This is a genomic window from Massilia solisilvae, from assembly GCF_024753215.1.
GTDB classification, from domain to species: Bacteria; Pseudomonadota; Gammaproteobacteria; order Burkholderiales; family Burkholderiaceae_D; genus Telluria; species Telluria solisilvae.
Genome location: NZ_JANUGV010000001.1, coordinates 1,678,113 through 1,694,139, shown reverse-complemented (window position 1 = coordinate 1,694,139; position 16,027 = coordinate 1,678,113). Strand labels below are relative to the sequence as shown.

Sequence of the window (16,027 nt, the reverse complement as noted above, 5' to 3'; positions counted from 1 at the left end):
ACAACAATGTCCCGCCTGATAGAGTCCTCCGCCCAACCGCACGACCGCGCGTTCGCCAACCAGCTGATGGAAATGCTGGCGATCCCGGTGTTCGTGCTTGACACCAACTCGCGGGTCATGATCTGGAACCGCGCTTGCGAGCGCCTGACCGGGGTCCCGTCCGACGAGATCGTCGGCACCGACAACCACTGGCGCACCTTTTACGAAGAACCGCGTCCCACGCTGGCCGACCTGGTGATCCAGAATCGGACCGAGGAAATTCGCCAGATCTATCCGCGCCAGGCCAAGGTGCAGCCGCTTGGCGCCAACCTGTCGGCCGAAAGCTGGTGCGACATGCCGCGCATGGGCCGGCGCCGCTACCTGGCCGCGGACGCCAGCCCGATCTACGACCAGCACGGAAGGCTGTCGGCGGTGGTGGAAACGCTGCGCGACCTGACCGACGAAAAGATGGCGCAGATCGCACTGGAACAGCTGGCCACGCGTGACGGCCTGACGGGACTGGCCAACCGCCGCTGCTTTGACGACACCCTGCATGCCGAGTGGGCGCGCGCGCTGCGCCAGCACCAGCCGCTGTCGCTGCTGATGGTCGACGTCGACAACTTCAAGGCCTACAACGACGCCAACGGGCACCTGGGTGGCGACGAGTGCCTCAAGCGCATCGCCACCGCAGTGGCAAGCGAGATGCGCGCCAACGACCTGGTGGCGCGCTACGGCGGCGAGGAATTCGCGGTGATCCTGCCCAACCAGTCGCTCAAGGGCGCCGCCATCGTGGCCGAGCGCATCCGCTGCCGTGTCGAGAAGCTGCAGGTTCCAAACCGGCTGGCGCCGACCCAGCACGTGACCGTGTCGATCGGTGCGGCCACGGCGATCGCATCGCCGGAAAACGACGCCAGCCAGCTGGTGGCCATCGCCGACGCGGCCCTGTACCGGGCCAAGCACATGGGGCGCAACCGGATCAGCTTGCCGATTTCGGAGCCCGCCTGAAAGACGCGTCGCCTCGCGAAAGCCGGGGGCCATGCCGAGCTGGCTGGCAACGCGAACTCAGCATGGGTCCCGGCATGCGCCGGGACGACGCTGTGCTGGCGCTCAGGACGTCAGGCGATCCCAGCCGTTACGCACGGCCATCTTGAAGCGCTCCCAGCTCGATGCGCCGGATTCGCCCGGATAGCGGCTGTCCCAATCCGTGCGCAGGTCGGACTCGACCTCATCCCACTTGCGGCCCCGGTACTTGTCGCTGCGCGCCATTTCATAGCCGTAGTCATAGGCCGGCGCGTAGTCGTCGTAGCTGCCGCCGCTGGTGGCATAGTTGCTGTTCCAGTGCGAACGGCTGGCCTCGTCGTTGGTGATCCGGTCCCAGCCCTCGCGCACCGAGGCCTTGAAGCGCTCCCACGTCGACTGGCCCGGGTGGCGCGACTCCCAGCTGCTCTTCAGGTCCGATTCGACCTCATCCCACTTGCGGCCGCGGTACTTGGTATCGCGCGCCATTTCGGAGCCAAAGCTGTAGGCCGGCGCGTAATCGTCGTAGCTGCCGCCGCTGGTGCCGTAGTTGCTGGTCCAGTGACGCCGGAAATAGTCGTCATCGCTCAGCATCGACGCGCGCCCGCCCGCGCCCAGGTTCTCCACCTGCACCTCGGTGTGGCGCACCGTGTCGCGGATCTCCTGCTCGCGCTGCGAGACCTGCTTGCCGACCACCACCTCCTCGACCACGCGCGCGCTCTTCTCGACCACCGGTTCCTCGGCGGTCTCGCGCAGCTCGATGGTCTGCTCCTTGAACGCGCTGGTGTCGCCCGGCGACAGCGGCTGGTCCACACGGTGGCGCTCGACGTTCACGTGCTCCTCGCGCAGCCCGATGCTCTCGTTCACCGGCCGCTCGACCACGCGCGAGAACACGCGCACGCCGCCGCGCTGCACTTCGCGCTTGCCCACCTTCAGGCGTTCTTCGACCACCGGGATGGCCTGGCTCGACGTGTCCCGCTGCAGCGAGCCGGACAAGCCGGTGTCGCGCTGCTCGGCACCCAGGACACCGGCTTCGGGCCGGAGCGCGCCGCCCCGCGTACTGTCCAGCTGCATGCCCTCGGACTGCTGCGAGCCGCCGAGCGTCGAACCCTGCAGCGACTCGCCGCTGCGCGACATCGGCTCCTGGTAGGTCTGACCCATCGGCACGTCCTCGTTCAGCGACTGCTGCGCGAACAGGTTGCGATCGCCCTCGGACTGCAGCGAGGTGGCGCTCGACTGCTGCATGCCGCCGGCCCCGCTCATGCGCAGCGACTCGGGATGGCCGATGGCGGCGCCGCCCGCCCACTCGGCCGCCTTCTCGTCGATGTCCACCGGGCCGTGGCGCTCGACGATGTCGGCGGCGCGTTCCACTTCCGGCTCGTCGTCGGCGGTGACGGTCAGCACGTGGTGGCCGCGGCTGACCGCGTCGGAGTAGCGTTGTGCGTGCTCGCTGTTGTCGGTGCCGAAGATATCGGCGAAAAAGTGCTTGATGCTCGCGCCCAACCCTTCATGCTGAGTCCCGGTGCTGGCCGCCGTGGTGGTGGTACCGGAAACGCTGTCGGTGATCCCGGTGGGGTCGCTGTTGGAGATCTTGATGCAGTCGCGCTTGAAGCCGGCCATCAGCAGGTCGTCCTGGGCGCGGTCGGCGTCGGCGCGGTTGTCGAACACGGCGATGAGTGTATGTTGCATGATTTCCTCCTTGGGTTAGCGGGGTGGGGGTGGCGCTGCCGCTTCGTCGAAGCGTTCGATGCTGACCTGCTCCGACCTGACCATGACGGTTTCCTGGTGGCGCTCCTGGCGCCGGTTGCGCGTGATGTGAAGCTCTTCCTTGATGCGCACGCGCCGCTCGACCACCAGCACTTCTTCGAGCACCGGCACGACCAGCGTGTCGCCTTCGTACCGCACAGCGGGAGCCTCGCCGGCCCCGACTACGCGGTCGACCGGTACCCGGCGCACGTCCACCTCATCGTGAATGAGGCCTTCGTCGATGGCCACCGGATGTTCGGCCACGGTCTTGTGGATGCGCACGCCGCGGCCGGTATCGACCGTGCGCGTGTCCAGTGCGAGCTGTTCCTCGATCACGGGAACCTTGAGCGCATCGCTTTCGGCTTGCTGCTGCGGGCTGTCTGCCATCGAACGGGCTCCGAAGTGGTTGCGCGAGACCGACCGAGATTACCCCAAAGCCGCCTTGTGCCGCGCACCATTGAGACCGATCAAGTTTGCGCCAGCGCTGCGCGCGATGCTGGAGCCCTCGCGCTTTGCGCGGGTTGGGAGAACACATGGAAACGCCACCACCGATCCCCGGCATCCCGTGGCCGCCGCCGCAAATTGGCGGCGCCCAGCGCCACCAGGACATGGTCGCCATGCACACCAGCGTGCCGGAGCCGCCAAGCGACGCGGACCGGTTGCTGCATGCCCTGATCGGGCACGCCACGCACGGGATTTCGCCCACCAGCCTGGCGCTGGCCGCGTTCGACTGGCTGCTGCACCTCGCGCAGGCGCCCGCCAAATGGCAGCGCCTGGCCGAAAAGGCCTGGCACAAGGACATCCGGTGGTGGGACTACGCGGTCCGCAGCTCGCTCGGCATGCAGGTGCCGCCCTGCATCAAGCCGCTGCCGCAAGACCGCCGCTTCGTCAACGAGCTGTGGCAGCAGTGGCCGTACAACCTGCTGCAGCAAGCCTTCCTGCTGAACCAGCAGTGGTGGTACAACGCCACCACCGGCGTGGACGGCGTTACCCGCCACCACGAGCAGGTGGTCGCGTTCGCCGCACGCCAGCTGCTCGACATGGTGTCGCCGCTGAATTTCGTGGCCACCAACCCGGAGGTGATGGCCACCACCATCGCCGAGCACGGGCTCAATTTCGTGCGCGGGGCGGGCTACCTGGTGGATGACATCCACCGCGCATTGAGCGGCAAGCCGCCCGCCGGCGCCGAAAAATTCCGGCCAGGCCACGAGGTCGCCGTCACTCCCGGCGAAGTGGTGTACCGCAACGGCCTGATCGAGCTCATCCAGTACAAGCCCGCCACCCCCACCGTCTACGCCGAGCCGGTGCTGATCGTGCCGGCGTGGATCATGAAGTACTACATCCTCGACCTGTCGCCGCACAACTCGCTGGTGCGCTACCTCGTCGAGCAGGGGCACACGGTGTTCATCATCTCGTGGCACAACCCCACTGCCGAGAACCGCGAGCTGAACCTGAACGACTACCTCGAAGACGGGGTGCTGGCCGCCATCGACGTCGTGCGCGCCCTGGTGCCCGGGCAGCCGATCAACGCCGCGGGCTACTGTCTGGGCGGCACACTGCTGTCGATGGCGGCGGCGGCGCTGGCCTGTGCCGATCGCAAGATCCTGGGCAGCATGACCCTGCTGGCGGCGCAGACCGATTTCTCCGAGGCCGGCGAATTGCAGCTCTTCATCGACGAAAGCCAGGTCACCTGGCTGGAAGACCTGATGTGGGAACAGGGCTACCTGGACAACCGGCAAATGGCGGGGGCATTCCGGCTGCTGCGCACCAACGACCTGGTGTGGTCGATCGCGGTGGAGCAATACCTGCTGGGGCGGCGCCCGCCCATGAACGACCTGATGGCATGGAACACCGACACCACGCGCATGCCCTACCGCATGCACAGCGACTACCTGCGCCACCTGTTCCTGCACAACGACCTGTTCGCCGGCCGCTACCGGGTTGGCGGCAAGCCGATCGCGCTCACCGACATCGAACTGCCGGTCTTCGCGGTGGCAACCATCACCGACCACGTTTCGCCCTGGCGTTCAGTCCACCGGATCCACCTGCTGTCCGGCTGCGACGTCTCGTTCGTACTCACCAGTGGCGGGCACAACGCCGGCATCGTCAGCGAGCCGGGCCACCAGGGGCGCCACTACTACAGCCTCGATCGCCATCGGGGCGACTGCTACATCGACGCCGATGCCTGGCTGGCCGCGGCGCGCCTGCACGACGGCTCGTGGTGGCCGGCCTGGACCGCCTGGCTGGGCCGCCACACGCGGGGCGCACGGGTGCCGGCGCGCCAGGTCGGTCCGTCGCTGGCGGCGGCGCCGGGCACTTACGTGCTGGAGCGCTAGCGCCGCCCTGATTGTCACTGTAGGGTGGGCGGGTCTCCCGCCCACGCGTTCAGTCCGCGCCTGCGCAGAACGTCCGCCTGCGCAATACGTCCGCCCGTGCAAATTGCCTGGGCCCCCTGAACGCGTGGGCAGGAAACCTGCCCGCCCTACGCGAACGGGTTGTCCACGCGCTTGACGTCCGGCGGCGGCAAGCGCACGGGCAGATCGCGTCCCTCCAGCGCCGCGACCACCTTGCCAAGCAGCTCGTGCAGCACCCGGGCGGCGGCCAGGCCGGCCTGGTCGGCCGTCAGGTCGATGTCGCCGGACAGCGTGATCCGGTCGAGCCGGTTTTCGGCGGTCAGCCCGCCCACCTGCAGCACGTCCGCTTCGTTTGCAAACGGCACAAAAGAATTCTTCTTGCTTGCCATTACCTCTCCTTGTTACAGCCGGCGCCGCTCGCCCTGGCGCACCTTGGGCAGGCGCAGCAAACGCTCCTTCTGCTGCGCGCTGAGCGAAGGCAACAGGTCGATGCCCACCATGCGCTCCAGCTCCGGGATCGACAGCACCTGCGGTTGCGCGCCGGCCTCGTTGGCGACAAACCATGCCGCGCCGGCCTGCTGGCGGGGACTGTACACCACCTTGTACAAGTGGCTTGGCACGATCACGTTGCCGACCTTGCGCAGCTGGCCACCCAGGAATGCCGGCCCCGTGATGACGTACAGCGATCCCTCCTTCTTCGCCATCTTGCGCACCGCGCCCTCGATGCCGGCCCAGACGTGCCGGTTGTTGTCGCCATCCTGCGGCACCATGTTGGCCAGCGTAAAGCTCTCGTGCTGGCTGTCGCGGTCCGGCATGTCGCCGTTGGGCGCCATGTGGCCGCGGTCGAAGCCGCTGCGCGCGTAGTCCGACAGTTCGGCGCGCTGCGCCGGCGGCAGCCGCGGTTCGGCATGGAAGCTGTTTTCGCGCGTCAAGCCCTGGGCGGCCAGCACGTTTTCGGCGCGCAGATGTTCGGCCGACCACAGCGGCGTGCGCGTCACGCCCGAATGCATCACCCCGAACTCGCCGTAGCACAGTTCGCGGGCGCCATTGGCCAGCTTCTGGTTGTGGATTTCGGGCAGGCGCCCGCCCACGTAGTGGGACGGGCAATCGCCGGCCACGGCAGCGCCGGCCAAGGAGGACAGCAGCGCGGCGGCAAGCATCAGTTTGGGAGACAGCATATTTCTCTGGAATCGTGCGACCGCAGAATTTTACAACCGGGCAATGTGACTTCACGGAAATATTTTCTGTCACACAATTTACGTTTAAGATACAATTGCCCGGCACGCGATCCGCAACCGGCGCGCGCACGATTGAAAAGGCAGAGCTTTCCTTGATGCTCTAGAATCCGATTCTTTTGATATTTCCATACCGGAACTTCGGGCGATGGACAGAGCCACTTTCTCGGAGGACCTGCGGCGCTTCGTGCTTACCAGCATTCCGTCAGTCCCCTTCCTCGAAGCATTGCTGCTGCTGCGGGCAGATCCCCGCCAGCAGTGGCATGCCGACACACTGGCGCGCCGCCTGTACATCTCGGAACGGGTCGCGCACGGGCTGCTCGAGGCGCTGTGCACGGCCGGCATGGCCGGACAGTGCGAGCCGGCCGCCACCGGCTGCTACCGCTACCAGCCGGCCTCGCCGGCGCTGCAGGCGCGCATCGACACGCTGGCCGAGCTGTACGCACGACATCTCGTCGAAGTCACCAATCTGATTCACTCCTCACTCGACCGCAAGGCGCAGCAATTTGCCGACGCTTTCAGATGGCGAAAGGACTCCTGACGTGGCGGAAACCATCTACATCCTGTGCACCCTGACCTCGCTGGCCTGCTGCTGGCTGCTGTTCGGCAGTTACCGCCGCACCGGCCACCGCCTGCTGTTCTGGAGCGGCTCCTGCTTTGCGGTGATGACCCTGAACAATCTGTTGCTGCTGCTGGACAAGGTGGTGTTCCCGGACATCGATTTCCTGTTCGGGCGGCTGGGCTCGGCCCTGCTCGCGCTGCTGCTCCTGCTGTACGGCCTGATCTATGAGAAGGAATGAGTCATGACCGACCTGCTCACCGGCGCGATCGCGATGGCCTCGCTGGTCATTGCCCTGTTCTTCCTGCGCTTCTGGCGCAACACCAGCGACCGCTTCTTTTTGTATTTCGCGCTGTCCTTCTTCATCGAAGGGCTGCACCGGGTGTACTCGGCGCTGCACGACGACGGCGGCGAGGACTCGCCGCTGCACTACCTGATCCGCTTGCTGGCCTATGGACTGATCTTGTGGGCAATCCTCGAAAAGAACCTGCCGCGCGCGAAGGCGCGCTAGCGTGCGCCTTGCCAAACCTTCATCGCGCGATAATCCCGCCCACCACCCGCGTATGGAGGACAGCATGGCAAGCACCGACCAGCATGACCGGGGCGACGCAGGCGGCGGCTCGGCCCAGCCGAACCGCTCGGAGAACCTGCTGCCCCCTGGAAAGGACGACAGCGACGGCCGTTTCGACGTGGCCGAAGAAGTCAACCTCGACCAGCAGTCCGACGCGGCGCGGCACATCGGGCAGGCGCCCGGGCACCCCGCCCCGCGCGTTCCGGGCGCCGCCCGGCCAGACGACGAAGTGCCGCCGGTCACCCGCTGAGCGCGCCGGCGCGGACGTTGACAAGGCTGCGCGGCGCTCCTATTGTGTGGAGCTGAACATGAACATTCCATGCCCGCCCCCTGCCGTCCGCCTCCTTGCCCTGCCGACGGCGGGCCTTGCGTGGGCGCGCCGCCGGAAAGGCAGCGGCCGCCCGTGAACCGTCCCGACCAAGGCCATATCCTGTTCGTCTGCGACCGTCCGGTCTCCGATCCGGTGATCGAAACCGTGTCGCGCGAGCTGGGGCAAATGCTGGTGCGCGCCGACTCGGCCGAATCCGCGCTCGCCCATCTGCGCAACAACGAATTCGCGCTGATCCTGGCCGGCTACTCCGGCAACACCGACAAGCTGCTGCACGCCATCCGCACCTTCCGCGCCACGCCCCGGTCGAGCCAGACCCCGGTGGTGGTGCTCGGCGTGCCGCCGGAACCGGCGTTCCCGCTCGAACCGCTGTACGAAGCGGGCGCCATCGCCGTGGTTACCGAACCGATCTCGCCCGCCATCCTCAAGGCCAAGGCCCGCTTCTACCTCGACGCCTTCGCCACCGCCACCGAACGGCGGCATGCCGAGGCGGCCCTGCTCGAAACGAGCGCGCGGCTGGAGGCGACCATCGAGGCGGCCGAGGTCGCAACCTGGACCTGGGACGTGCAGGCCGATTACGTGCATGCCGACGCGCGCATGGGCGCCCTGTTCGCCGTGCCCGCGGCCGAACTGGACGGCGCGCCGCTGGCGCGCTGGTTCGCGGCGATCCATCCCGACGACGTGGCCGCCACCCGCGCCCAGCTCGACCAGGCGATACGCGACGGCGCCACCTACGACGCCACCTTCCGCCTGCGCGCACCGGGCGGCTGGCGCTGGGTGATCGCGCGCGGCCGGGTCGAGCTGGACCGCCACGCGCGCGCGCTGCGCCTGCGCGGCGTGATCATCGACGCGACTCGCCAGATCCAGGCCGAACAGCAGCTGGCGGCCAGCGAGGAGCGCTACCGCACCCTGTTCGAATCGCTCGACGAAGGCGTGTGCGTGATCGAAGTGCTGTTCGACGCGCAGCAACTGCCCTGCGACTACCGCTTCCTCGAGGTCAACCCGGCCTTCGTGGCCCACACCGGTTTGCACGACGCGGTCGGCAAGACCATCCGCACGCTGGCGCCGGCGCATGAGCAGCACTGGTTCGACATCTACGGGCGCGTCGCGCTCACCGGCGAGCCTGTGCGCTTTACCCACGAAGCGCGCGCGCTTGGGCGCTGGTACGACGTGTACGCCACCCGCATCGGCGCCCCAGGCCTGCGCCGGGTCGCGATCCTGTTCAACGACATCACCGAGCGGCGCCATGCCGAGGAAGAGCTCCGCCGGCTGGCGGCCGACCTGGCCGAGTCCGACCGCCTCAAGACCGAGTTCCTGGCCACGCTCGCGCACGAGCTGCGCAACCCGCTGGCGCCGATCAGGAGCGGCCTGCAGCTGATGCGCCGCGCCGGCAGCGACGCGGCCGTCATGGCGCGCGTGCAGGCCATCATGGATCGCCAGCTCGACCACCTGGTGCACCTGGTGGACGACCTGCTGGACGTGGCGCGCATCACCCGCGGGCAGGTCGAGCTCAAGCGCGAGTGGATCGACCTCGGGCAGGTGTTGCAGGGCGCGGTGGATGCCAGCATGCCGCTGGTGGAAGCCTCGCGCCACCAGCTCGAACTGGCCCTGCCCGCCGAACCGGTGCCGCTGTACGCCGATCCCACGCGCATCACCCAAGTTGTCAGCAACCTGCTCAACAACGCCGCCAAGTACACCCCGCGCGGCGGGCGCATTGCGCTGTCGGCCAGGCGCGACGGCGCCGAGGCTGTGATTACGGTGGCGGACAACGGCGTCGGCATCCCGAAGGTGGCGCTGGCCGACGTCTTCAAGATGTTCACCCAGGTCGGCGCCGAGGACTTCCGCCCCCACGGCGGGCTGGGCATCGGCTTGTCGCTGGTGCGCAGCTTCGTCGAGCTCCATGGCGGCACGGTGGTCGCCTCGAGCAAGGGGCCCGGCGCCGGCAGCGTGTTCACCGTGCGGCTGCCGCTTGCGCCGCACGGCGCGCCCGCTCTGTCGTCCGCCGTCGTCCCGAACGCCGCACAGCACGCCGCATCCGCGCTGCGGGTGCTGGTGGTGGACGACAACCGCGACGCCGCCGAAACCCTGGCCGCCCTGCTCGACGTCATGGGGCACGCGGCGCCTGTCGCGAACGATGGAGCGCAGGCGCTGCGCATGATGCACAGCTTCCGCCCGCAGGTGGTGTTCCTGGACATCGGCATGCCGGGCATGTCCGGCTATGAAGTGGCCAGTGCGATCCGGCGCGACCACAACTTCGACAACGTGATGCTGGTGGCGCTCACCGGCTGGGGCGGCGAACTCGATCGCTCGCGCAGCGCCAGCGCGGGCTTTGACGAGCACCTGACCAAGCCGGCCACCATCGAGGCGATCGAGCAGGTGCTCGCCAAAGTGGCCGCCACCGCGGCCTGAACTACCAGTCGAGCGACAGCAGCACCTGCGCCATGCGCGGCCAGCACAGCGCCGCGATCTCGCCGCGCCCGGCCCAGCGGAACGCATCGACCTCCGGCGTCGGCTTGCCGGTGACGCGGTGCGGAAAGAAGCTGGTGCAGGCCAGTTGCTCCAGGCTCTCCAGCGTGTCCTGCGCCGCCACCTTGTACAGGTGCAGGCGCTTGGCCGGCCGGTAGGCGAACTCGCCCAGGTCCTCGAAGCGCGCCGGCGCGAACGCGATCCCGGCTTCCTCGTACAGCTCGCGCATGGCCGCCTCCAGCGTGCTTTCGTGCGCGTCGCGCATGCCCTTGGGGATGTCCCATTTTGCGGTGTGCGTGACGTGGCACAGCAGCAGCTCGCGCCGCGGGCTCACCACCAGCACGCCGCACGACACGCCGGCGCTCACCGGCGCGCCTCCCAGGCCGCGGCAAAGGCCTGCTCCAGCGCTTCAAAGCTGACCGGCTTGGTCAGGTGCTGGTCAAAGCCCGCCTCGTGCGAGCGCGCCATGTCGCGCGCCGCGCCCCAGCCGGTGAGCGCGATCAGCACCACGTGCTCGAGGCCGCTGGTGCGGCGGATCGCGCGCGCTACTTCGTGCCCGGACATGCCGGGCAGGCCAATGTCCAGGAACACCAGGTCCGGCAGGAACTCCCTGGCCAGCTGGTAGCCCTGCGGACCGTCGTGCGCGACGCGCACCGTGTGCCCCAACAGCCCCAGCAGTTCGGCCAGGCTCTCGGCGGCGTCGGCGTTGTCGTCCACCACCAGCACCCGCAGCGGCCGCGCATCCCGTTCGTGGCCGGCCGGCGACGCGGCCGCGCCGGCGGCGCCGGCCTGTGCCTGGCGCAGCGGCAGGCGCACCGTGAACGTGCTGCCCTTGCCGCGTCCGGCGCTGGCTGCGCTCACCTGGCCGCCATGCAACTCGACCAGCCGGCGCACCAGCGACAGCCCGATGCCCAGCCCGCCCTGGGCACGATCGACGCTGCCGCGCACCTGGGTGAACATCTCGAACACGGCGCCCAGCGCCTCCGGCGGAATGCCCACGCCGCTGTCGGACACCTCGATCACCGCCTGCCCATCCTCGCGCCAGGCCTTGAGCCCGACATGGCCGCCGGCGGGCGTGTACTTGGCTGCGTTGTTGAGCAGGTTGGACAGCACCTGCACCAGCCGCGTGACGTCGGCCGCCAGCATCAGGGGCTCGTCGGGCAGCTGCACCGACAGCGTGTGCCCGCTGCCCTCGATCATGGCGGCGCTGGTTTCGAGCGCGGTGGCGACGACCGCGCGCAGGTCCACCGGCTCCTTCTTCAGCTCGATCTTGCCGCGCGTGATGCGGGCGATGTCGAGCAGGTCGTCCACCAGGTGGATCAGGTGCCCGAGCTGGCGCTCCATCATGTCGTGCACGCGCTCGGCCGTCTCCGCGTTGCCGCCGCCAATGCGCAACAGATCCAGGCCCGTGCGGATCGGCGCCAGCGGATTCCTGAGCTCATGCGCGAGCGTGGCCAGGAACTCGCTCTTGCGGTGGTCGGCCTCGGACAAGTCCGCCGCGACACGCCGCAGCTCGTCCTCGGCCGCCTTCTGGCCGGTGATGTCGCGCGTGATGGTGGCCATGCCGAGGTGGTGGCCAGCCGCATCGCGCACCACGAAGCCCTTGAAATAGACCGGGAAGGTGCCGCCGCCGCCGGCGCGCGCAAAGCGCAGCTCGCCCTCCCACTGGGCGGCGGGGCCGGTCAGTGCGGTCAGCACCTCGTGCCGGAAGAAGTCACGGCTGTCCTGCGCCACGAAGTCGAGCAGGCGCCAGGCCTCGATGTTGGCGTCGCGCGCCAGGCCGGCCAGCGCGCGTCCGGCCGGGTTGAGGTAAATCCCGCCCGCGTCCGGCGTGAACAGGCCGATGAAGTCGGACGACTGGTCGGCCAGCGCGGCCAGGCGCCGGATGTCCTCTTCCGCCCGGCGCCTTTCGGTTTCGTCCCGAAAGTACAGCGCGATGCCGCCGTCCGGCGTGGGAAAGCTGTTGATCTCGAACCAGCGGCCGTGCGGGTCGAGGTAGGCCTCGATGCGCGTGCGCACCCGCTCGGCCGCCGTGCGCCGGTAGGCCTGCTCGCGCACAGTGCCGCGCACGTGCGGGAACAGCTCCCAGAACACGGCGCCGGCCATCTCTTCGCGGCTCATCTGCGCCACCTCCTCGGCCGCGCGGTTCGCGTAAGTCACGCGCCATTCGCGGTCCAGCGCAAGGAAGCCTTCGCTCATGCTCTCCAGGATGTTGCGCGAGCGCTCCTCGGCCGCCTGCCGTTCCTGCGCCTCGTGACGCTGCCCGAGCACCAGCGACGCCGTGTTGGCCAGCAGCGCCATCGCCTCGGTTTCGTGCGCAGGCCGTTCGCCGTGCTCGCGGAAGTACCAGCTGAAGGTGCCCAGCACCGCGCCCGACGGCGCCAGGATCGGCACCGAGTGCGCGGCGCGCAGGCCGTGTTCGCGCGCCACCTCGCGCAGGGACTCCCAGAGCGGATCGGTGTCGATGTCGGCGCTCACCACCGGCTCGGCGCGCCAGGCCGCCGCGCCGCTGCTGCCGGACAGCGGCGCCACCGGCAGGCGATCGAACGCCTCGCGCAGGCGTGCAGGCAGCGATGGCGCGGCCGCGTGACGCAGGTGCACGCCGTCCGGCTCGGCCAGCTGCACTGCCGCCAGCGCGGCGCCGCCGGCATAGTCCTCGGCGGTGTGCGCCAGCACGTCCAGCACGTCCGCCAGCGGCGCATCGGTCACCGCCAGCTCGAGCGCGCCGCGCTGGCCGACCGCCAGCAGGTTGACCCGGGTGCGCTCGCTCACGTCCACGCCATGCACCAGCACGCCGGCGATGCTGCCGTCCGGCTCGCGCAGGGCCATGTAAATGAAATCGACGAAGTGCTCCTCCAGCCGGTCGCCGGCGCCGGCCGGCTGCAGCAGCATGCGCACGTTGCTGCCCTCGTAGGCTTCGCCCGTGCGGTACACCTGCTCGAGCGGCTCGAACAAGCCCTGGCCTTCCACCTCGGGCAGCGCCGCGCGCACCGGGCGCCCGATCACCTCGCGCGCGCCGATCAGCGCGAGGTAGCGCTCGTTGACCATCTCGAACACGTGCTCCGGCCCGCGCATCACCGCCATGAACGCCGGCGCGCGGTAGAAGATGTCGATCATCCGGTCGTTGGCGGTGCGCAGTTCGCGGTTCAGTCGCTCGCGCTCGGCCTCGGCTAGGCGGCGCCCCGTGATGTCGGTAAACGTGAGCACCGCCCCGGTGGCGCGCCCGCCCACGATCATCGGGTGCACCGAGAACGCCACCGGCACCATGCTGCCGTCGGTGCGCCAGAACACGTCCTCGCCGCGCAGCACGCGCTCGTTGCGCACCGCGTCCAGGATCGGGCACGCTTGCGGCGGATAGGGCGAGCCGTCCTCGCGATGGTGGTGGATGCGGGCGTGCACGTTGGTGTCCAGCAGCTCGCCCGGCCGGTAGCCGAGCATGGCCGCGCCGGCCGCGTTCATGAAGGTGCAGGTGCCGTCCATGCCCAGGCCGATGATCGCCTCGCCCGCCGATTCGAGCAGCAGCGCGAAGCGCTCCATGCTCTCGCCCAGCTGCTTTTCGCTCTGCGCCAGCCGCTCGGCGGCCAGGCGCTCGGCGGTGGCGTCGCGCAGGATCTTGGCAAAGCCGCGCAGCCCGCCGCGTTCGTCGCGTAGCGCCACCATCACGCCGTCGGCCCAGAACCGGCTGCCGTCGCGCCGCAGGTGCCAGCGCCGGTCCTGGGCATTCCCGTTCTCGAGCGCGCGGCGCGCTTCGTCTTCCGGCGCCCCGGCCTGGCGTTCCTGCGCGTCGAACAACATGTCGGCGCTGCGCCCGATCGCCTCCTGCGCGCGCCAGCCGGTGATCGCCGCTGCCCCGCCTTCCCATTCGGTCACGCGGCGCTCCACGTCGGTGCCGATGAAAGCGTAGTCGCGGACATTGTCGAGAATCAGGCGCAAGCGCTGGTCGCGCTTCCTGAGTGCGTCCTGATGCTGCCGGGTCATCAGGCGTGCCAGTTCCGCGTTCTTGCGGAACAGGTCGACGAACACCGAGACCTTGGCGCGCAGCACCGCCGGGTTGACCGGCTTGGTCAGGTAGTCGACCGCGCCCAGCGCGTAGGCTTCGTCCACCGGGAACGCCGGCTCCTCGGCGGCGGTCATGAAGATGATCGGCACCGAGCGGGTGCGCGGATGTTCGCGGATCAGGCGCGCGGTTTCGAACCCGTCCATGGTGGGCATGCGCAGATCCAGCAGCACCAGCGCGAACTCGTGCTCGAGCAATGCGCGCAGCGCCTTTTCGCCGGAATCGACCGCCACCAGTTGCGGTCCCAGGTCGGCAAGGACCGTCGCCAGGACGGTCAGGTTGGCAGGCTGGTCGTCGACGAGCAAGATTCTTGTTTGAATGTCGGCAATCATGGCCCGCGGCTGGCATATTCGATGCACTAAAGGCAATGTATGCGCGGCCCTTCCGAATGTCAATTGTGCGCACCCCGGCCGCGGGATCGCCGCACACTATGCCCCTTCAAAAGGCTGACACCGTCGGGGTCCGCATGGATTTTGTGTTGTGGGGTAATTCAATCGAACGCTGGAGCGCCGCCCTGCTGGCCGGCGCCGTCACGATGACGGTGCTGTACGCGCTGCGCTACTACATGCTGTGTCGGCTGCGCAAGCTGGCCGGGCGCACCGAGTCCAGGCTGGACGACCTGGTCGTCGCCGTGCTGGCGTCCACCCACGCGTTCGCGATCCTGGCCGTCAGCGTCTACATCGGCGCGCAGTTCCTGGCGGTCCGCGCGCACCCGGCGCTGATCCTCACCCGGATCGCGATCACCGCCTTGCTGCTGCAAGCGGCAGTGTGGGGCGACGTCGGCCTGCGCGCCTGGCGCGACCGCTATCGCAACGGCGCGCCCGGCGACGGCGGGCGGCGCGCCTCCAGCGCAGTGCTGTGCTTCGTGCTGCGCCTGGCGCTGTGGGTCGTCGCGTTCCTGATGGTGCTCGACAATCTCGGCTTTAACATCACCACCCTGGTGGCCAGCCTGGGCATCGGTGGCGTCGCGGTGGCGCTGGCGGTGCAGAACATTTTGGGCGACCTGTTCGCGTCGCTGTCGATCATGCTCGACAAGCCGTTCGAGCTGGGCGACTTCATCATCGTCGGCGACGTCCTCGGCTGGGTCGAACACATCGGCCTGAAGACCACCCGCGTGCGCGGCCTGGGCGGCGAGGAGGTGGTGTTCTCCAACGGCGACCTGCTCAAGAGCCGCATCCACAACCACAAGCGGCTGGAACGGCGCCGCGTTGCCTTCACCGTGCGCGTTGCCTACGGCACGCCGGAGGAAAAGCTGCGCGCGGTGCCGGCCATCATCCGCGACATCGTCGGCGCCCATCCGGTGGACTTCGAGCATTGCCACTTCATGTCCTACGGCGAATGGTCGCTCAACTACGAAGTGGTGTACGTGTTTCGCAGCCCGGACTGGTTCGCGCACCTGGACACGCAACAGGAAATCTTTCTGGCGCTCTACCGGCGCTTCGAACAGGAACATATCCAGTTCGCGCATCCCATGTCGATCGTGCGCGTGTTCGACCGGCAGCCCGGCGACATCGGCGCGCGCGCCGGCCCCGCGCCTGTCGCGCCGGTGTCCGACCGTGCGATGAGGCATTAGATTTCTCTGCGCAAGTTAGCCGGACTCATCCTACAAGGCTGCCCTGCCCTGTCCTATTCTGTCCTACCCTTGCCCCGCTTAAGATGGCCTCGCCTCTCCCCGATCGGCCTGTCAGTTGACACTGATCCGGCAGGGGACGCAG

The 16,027-nt window shown here is 68.7% G+C and carries 14 protein-coding genes; 8 read left to right on the top strand and 6 right to left on the bottom strand.

Going from position 1 to position 16,027, the window contains the following annotated elements; translation table 11 throughout:
• The first annotated feature begins 6 nt into the window (after positions 1–6).
• Positions 7–984 carry a sensor domain-containing diguanylate cyclase gene (locus tag NX773_RS07640; protein WP_258820162.1) on the top strand — a complete coding sequence of 326 codons (978 nt, stop codon included), beginning with the start codon at positions 7–9 and terminating at the stop codon, positions 982–984.
• Between the two features lie 102 nt (positions 985–1,086).
• Here the strand turns inward: NX773_RS07640 and NX773_RS07635 are convergent, their stop codons facing one another.
• Both NX773_RS07635 and NX773_RS07630 read right to left on the bottom strand, forming a co-directional pair.
• On the bottom strand, positions 1,087–2,685 hold the full coding sequence (locus NX773_RS07635; protein ID WP_258855706.1) for a YsnF/AvaK domain-containing protein: 1,599 nt from the start codon (positions 2,683–2,685) through the stop codon (positions 1,087–1,089).
• Between the two features lie 15 nt (positions 2,686–2,700).
• Positions 2,701–3,129: a DUF2382 domain-containing protein gene (locus tag NX773_RS07630; RefSeq protein WP_258855705.1), complete on the bottom strand. Its 429-nt coding sequence runs from the start codon at positions 3,127–3,129 to the stop codon at positions 2,701–2,703.
• Between the two features lie 146 nt (positions 3,130–3,275).
• Between NX773_RS07630 and NX773_RS07625 the strand changes: the two genes are divergently transcribed.
• Positions 3,276–5,078, top strand: a complete 1,803-nt coding sequence (locus tag NX773_RS07625) for a PHA/PHB synthase family protein (protein WP_258855704.1) — start codon at positions 3,276–3,278, stop codon at positions 5,076–5,078.
• Between the two features lie 146 nt (positions 5,079–5,224).
• Here NX773_RS07625 and NX773_RS07620 read toward each other — a convergent pair whose 3' ends face one another.
• Positions 5,225–5,485: a hypothetical protein gene (locus tag NX773_RS07620; RefSeq protein WP_258855703.1), complete on the bottom strand. Its 261-nt coding sequence runs from the start codon at positions 5,483–5,485 to the stop codon at positions 5,225–5,227.
• A 12-nt stretch (positions 5,486–5,497) separates the two neighbouring features.
• Positions 5,498–6,274, bottom strand: a complete 777-nt coding sequence (locus NX773_RS07615; protein ID WP_258855702.1) for a DNA/RNA non-specific endonuclease — start codon at positions 6,272–6,274, stop codon at positions 5,498–5,500.
• A 205-nt stretch (positions 6,275–6,479) separates the two neighbouring features.
• Here NX773_RS07615 and NX773_RS07610 point away from each other — a divergent pair, with 205 nt between their 5' ends.
• The 5 genes from NX773_RS07610 (at position 6,480) to NX773_RS07590 (ending at position 10,198) form a co-directional block, all read left to right on the top strand.
• Entirely contained in the window at positions 6,480–6,872 is a 393-nt protein-coding gene (locus NX773_RS07610) for a hypothetical protein (protein WP_258855701.1), read from the top strand.
• A gap of 1 nt (position 6,873) precedes the next feature.
• Positions 6,874–7,131, top strand: coding sequence for a DUF5985 family protein (locus NX773_RS07605; RefSeq protein WP_258820169.1), 258 nt, complete (start codon positions 6,874–6,876; stop codon positions 7,129–7,131).
• A 3-nt stretch (positions 7,132–7,134) separates the two neighbouring features.
• Complete coding sequence (locus tag NX773_RS07600) at positions 7,135–7,401, top strand: DUF5985 family protein (protein WP_258855700.1); 267 nt, start codon at positions 7,135–7,137, stop codon at positions 7,399–7,401.
• Positions 7,402–7,465: 64 nt separating this feature from the next.
• Positions 7,466–7,711: a hypothetical protein gene (locus tag NX773_RS07595; RefSeq protein WP_258855699.1), complete on the top strand. Its 246-nt coding sequence runs from the start codon at positions 7,466–7,468 to the stop codon at positions 7,709–7,711.
• Positions 7,712–7,864: 153 nt separating this feature from the next.
• Complete coding sequence (locus tag NX773_RS07590; protein ID WP_258855698.1) at positions 7,865–10,198, top strand: hybrid sensor histidine kinase/response regulator; 2,334 nt, start codon at positions 7,865–7,867, stop codon at positions 10,196–10,198.
• Between the two features lies 1 nt (position 10,199).
• Here the strand turns inward: NX773_RS07590 and NX773_RS07585 are convergent, their stop codons facing one another.
• Positions 10,200–10,622, bottom strand: a complete 423-nt coding sequence (locus NX773_RS07585) for an NUDIX hydrolase (protein WP_258855697.1) — start codon at positions 10,620–10,622, stop codon at positions 10,200–10,202.
• Entirely contained in the window at positions 10,619–14,617 is a 3,999-nt protein-coding gene (locus NX773_RS07580; protein ID WP_258855696.1) for a PAS domain S-box protein, read from the bottom strand. Before NX773_RS07580 ends, NX773_RS07585 begins: the two co-directional genes overlap by 4 nt.
• Positions 14,618–14,778: 161 nt before the next feature.
• Between NX773_RS07580 and NX773_RS07575 the strand changes: the two genes are divergently transcribed.
• A complete protein-coding gene (locus tag NX773_RS07575) occupies positions 14,779–15,885 on the top strand; it encodes a mechanosensitive ion channel family protein (RefSeq protein WP_258855695.1) in 1,107 nt (368 codons plus the stop codon).
• Positions 15,886–16,027: the final 142 nt, after the last annotated feature.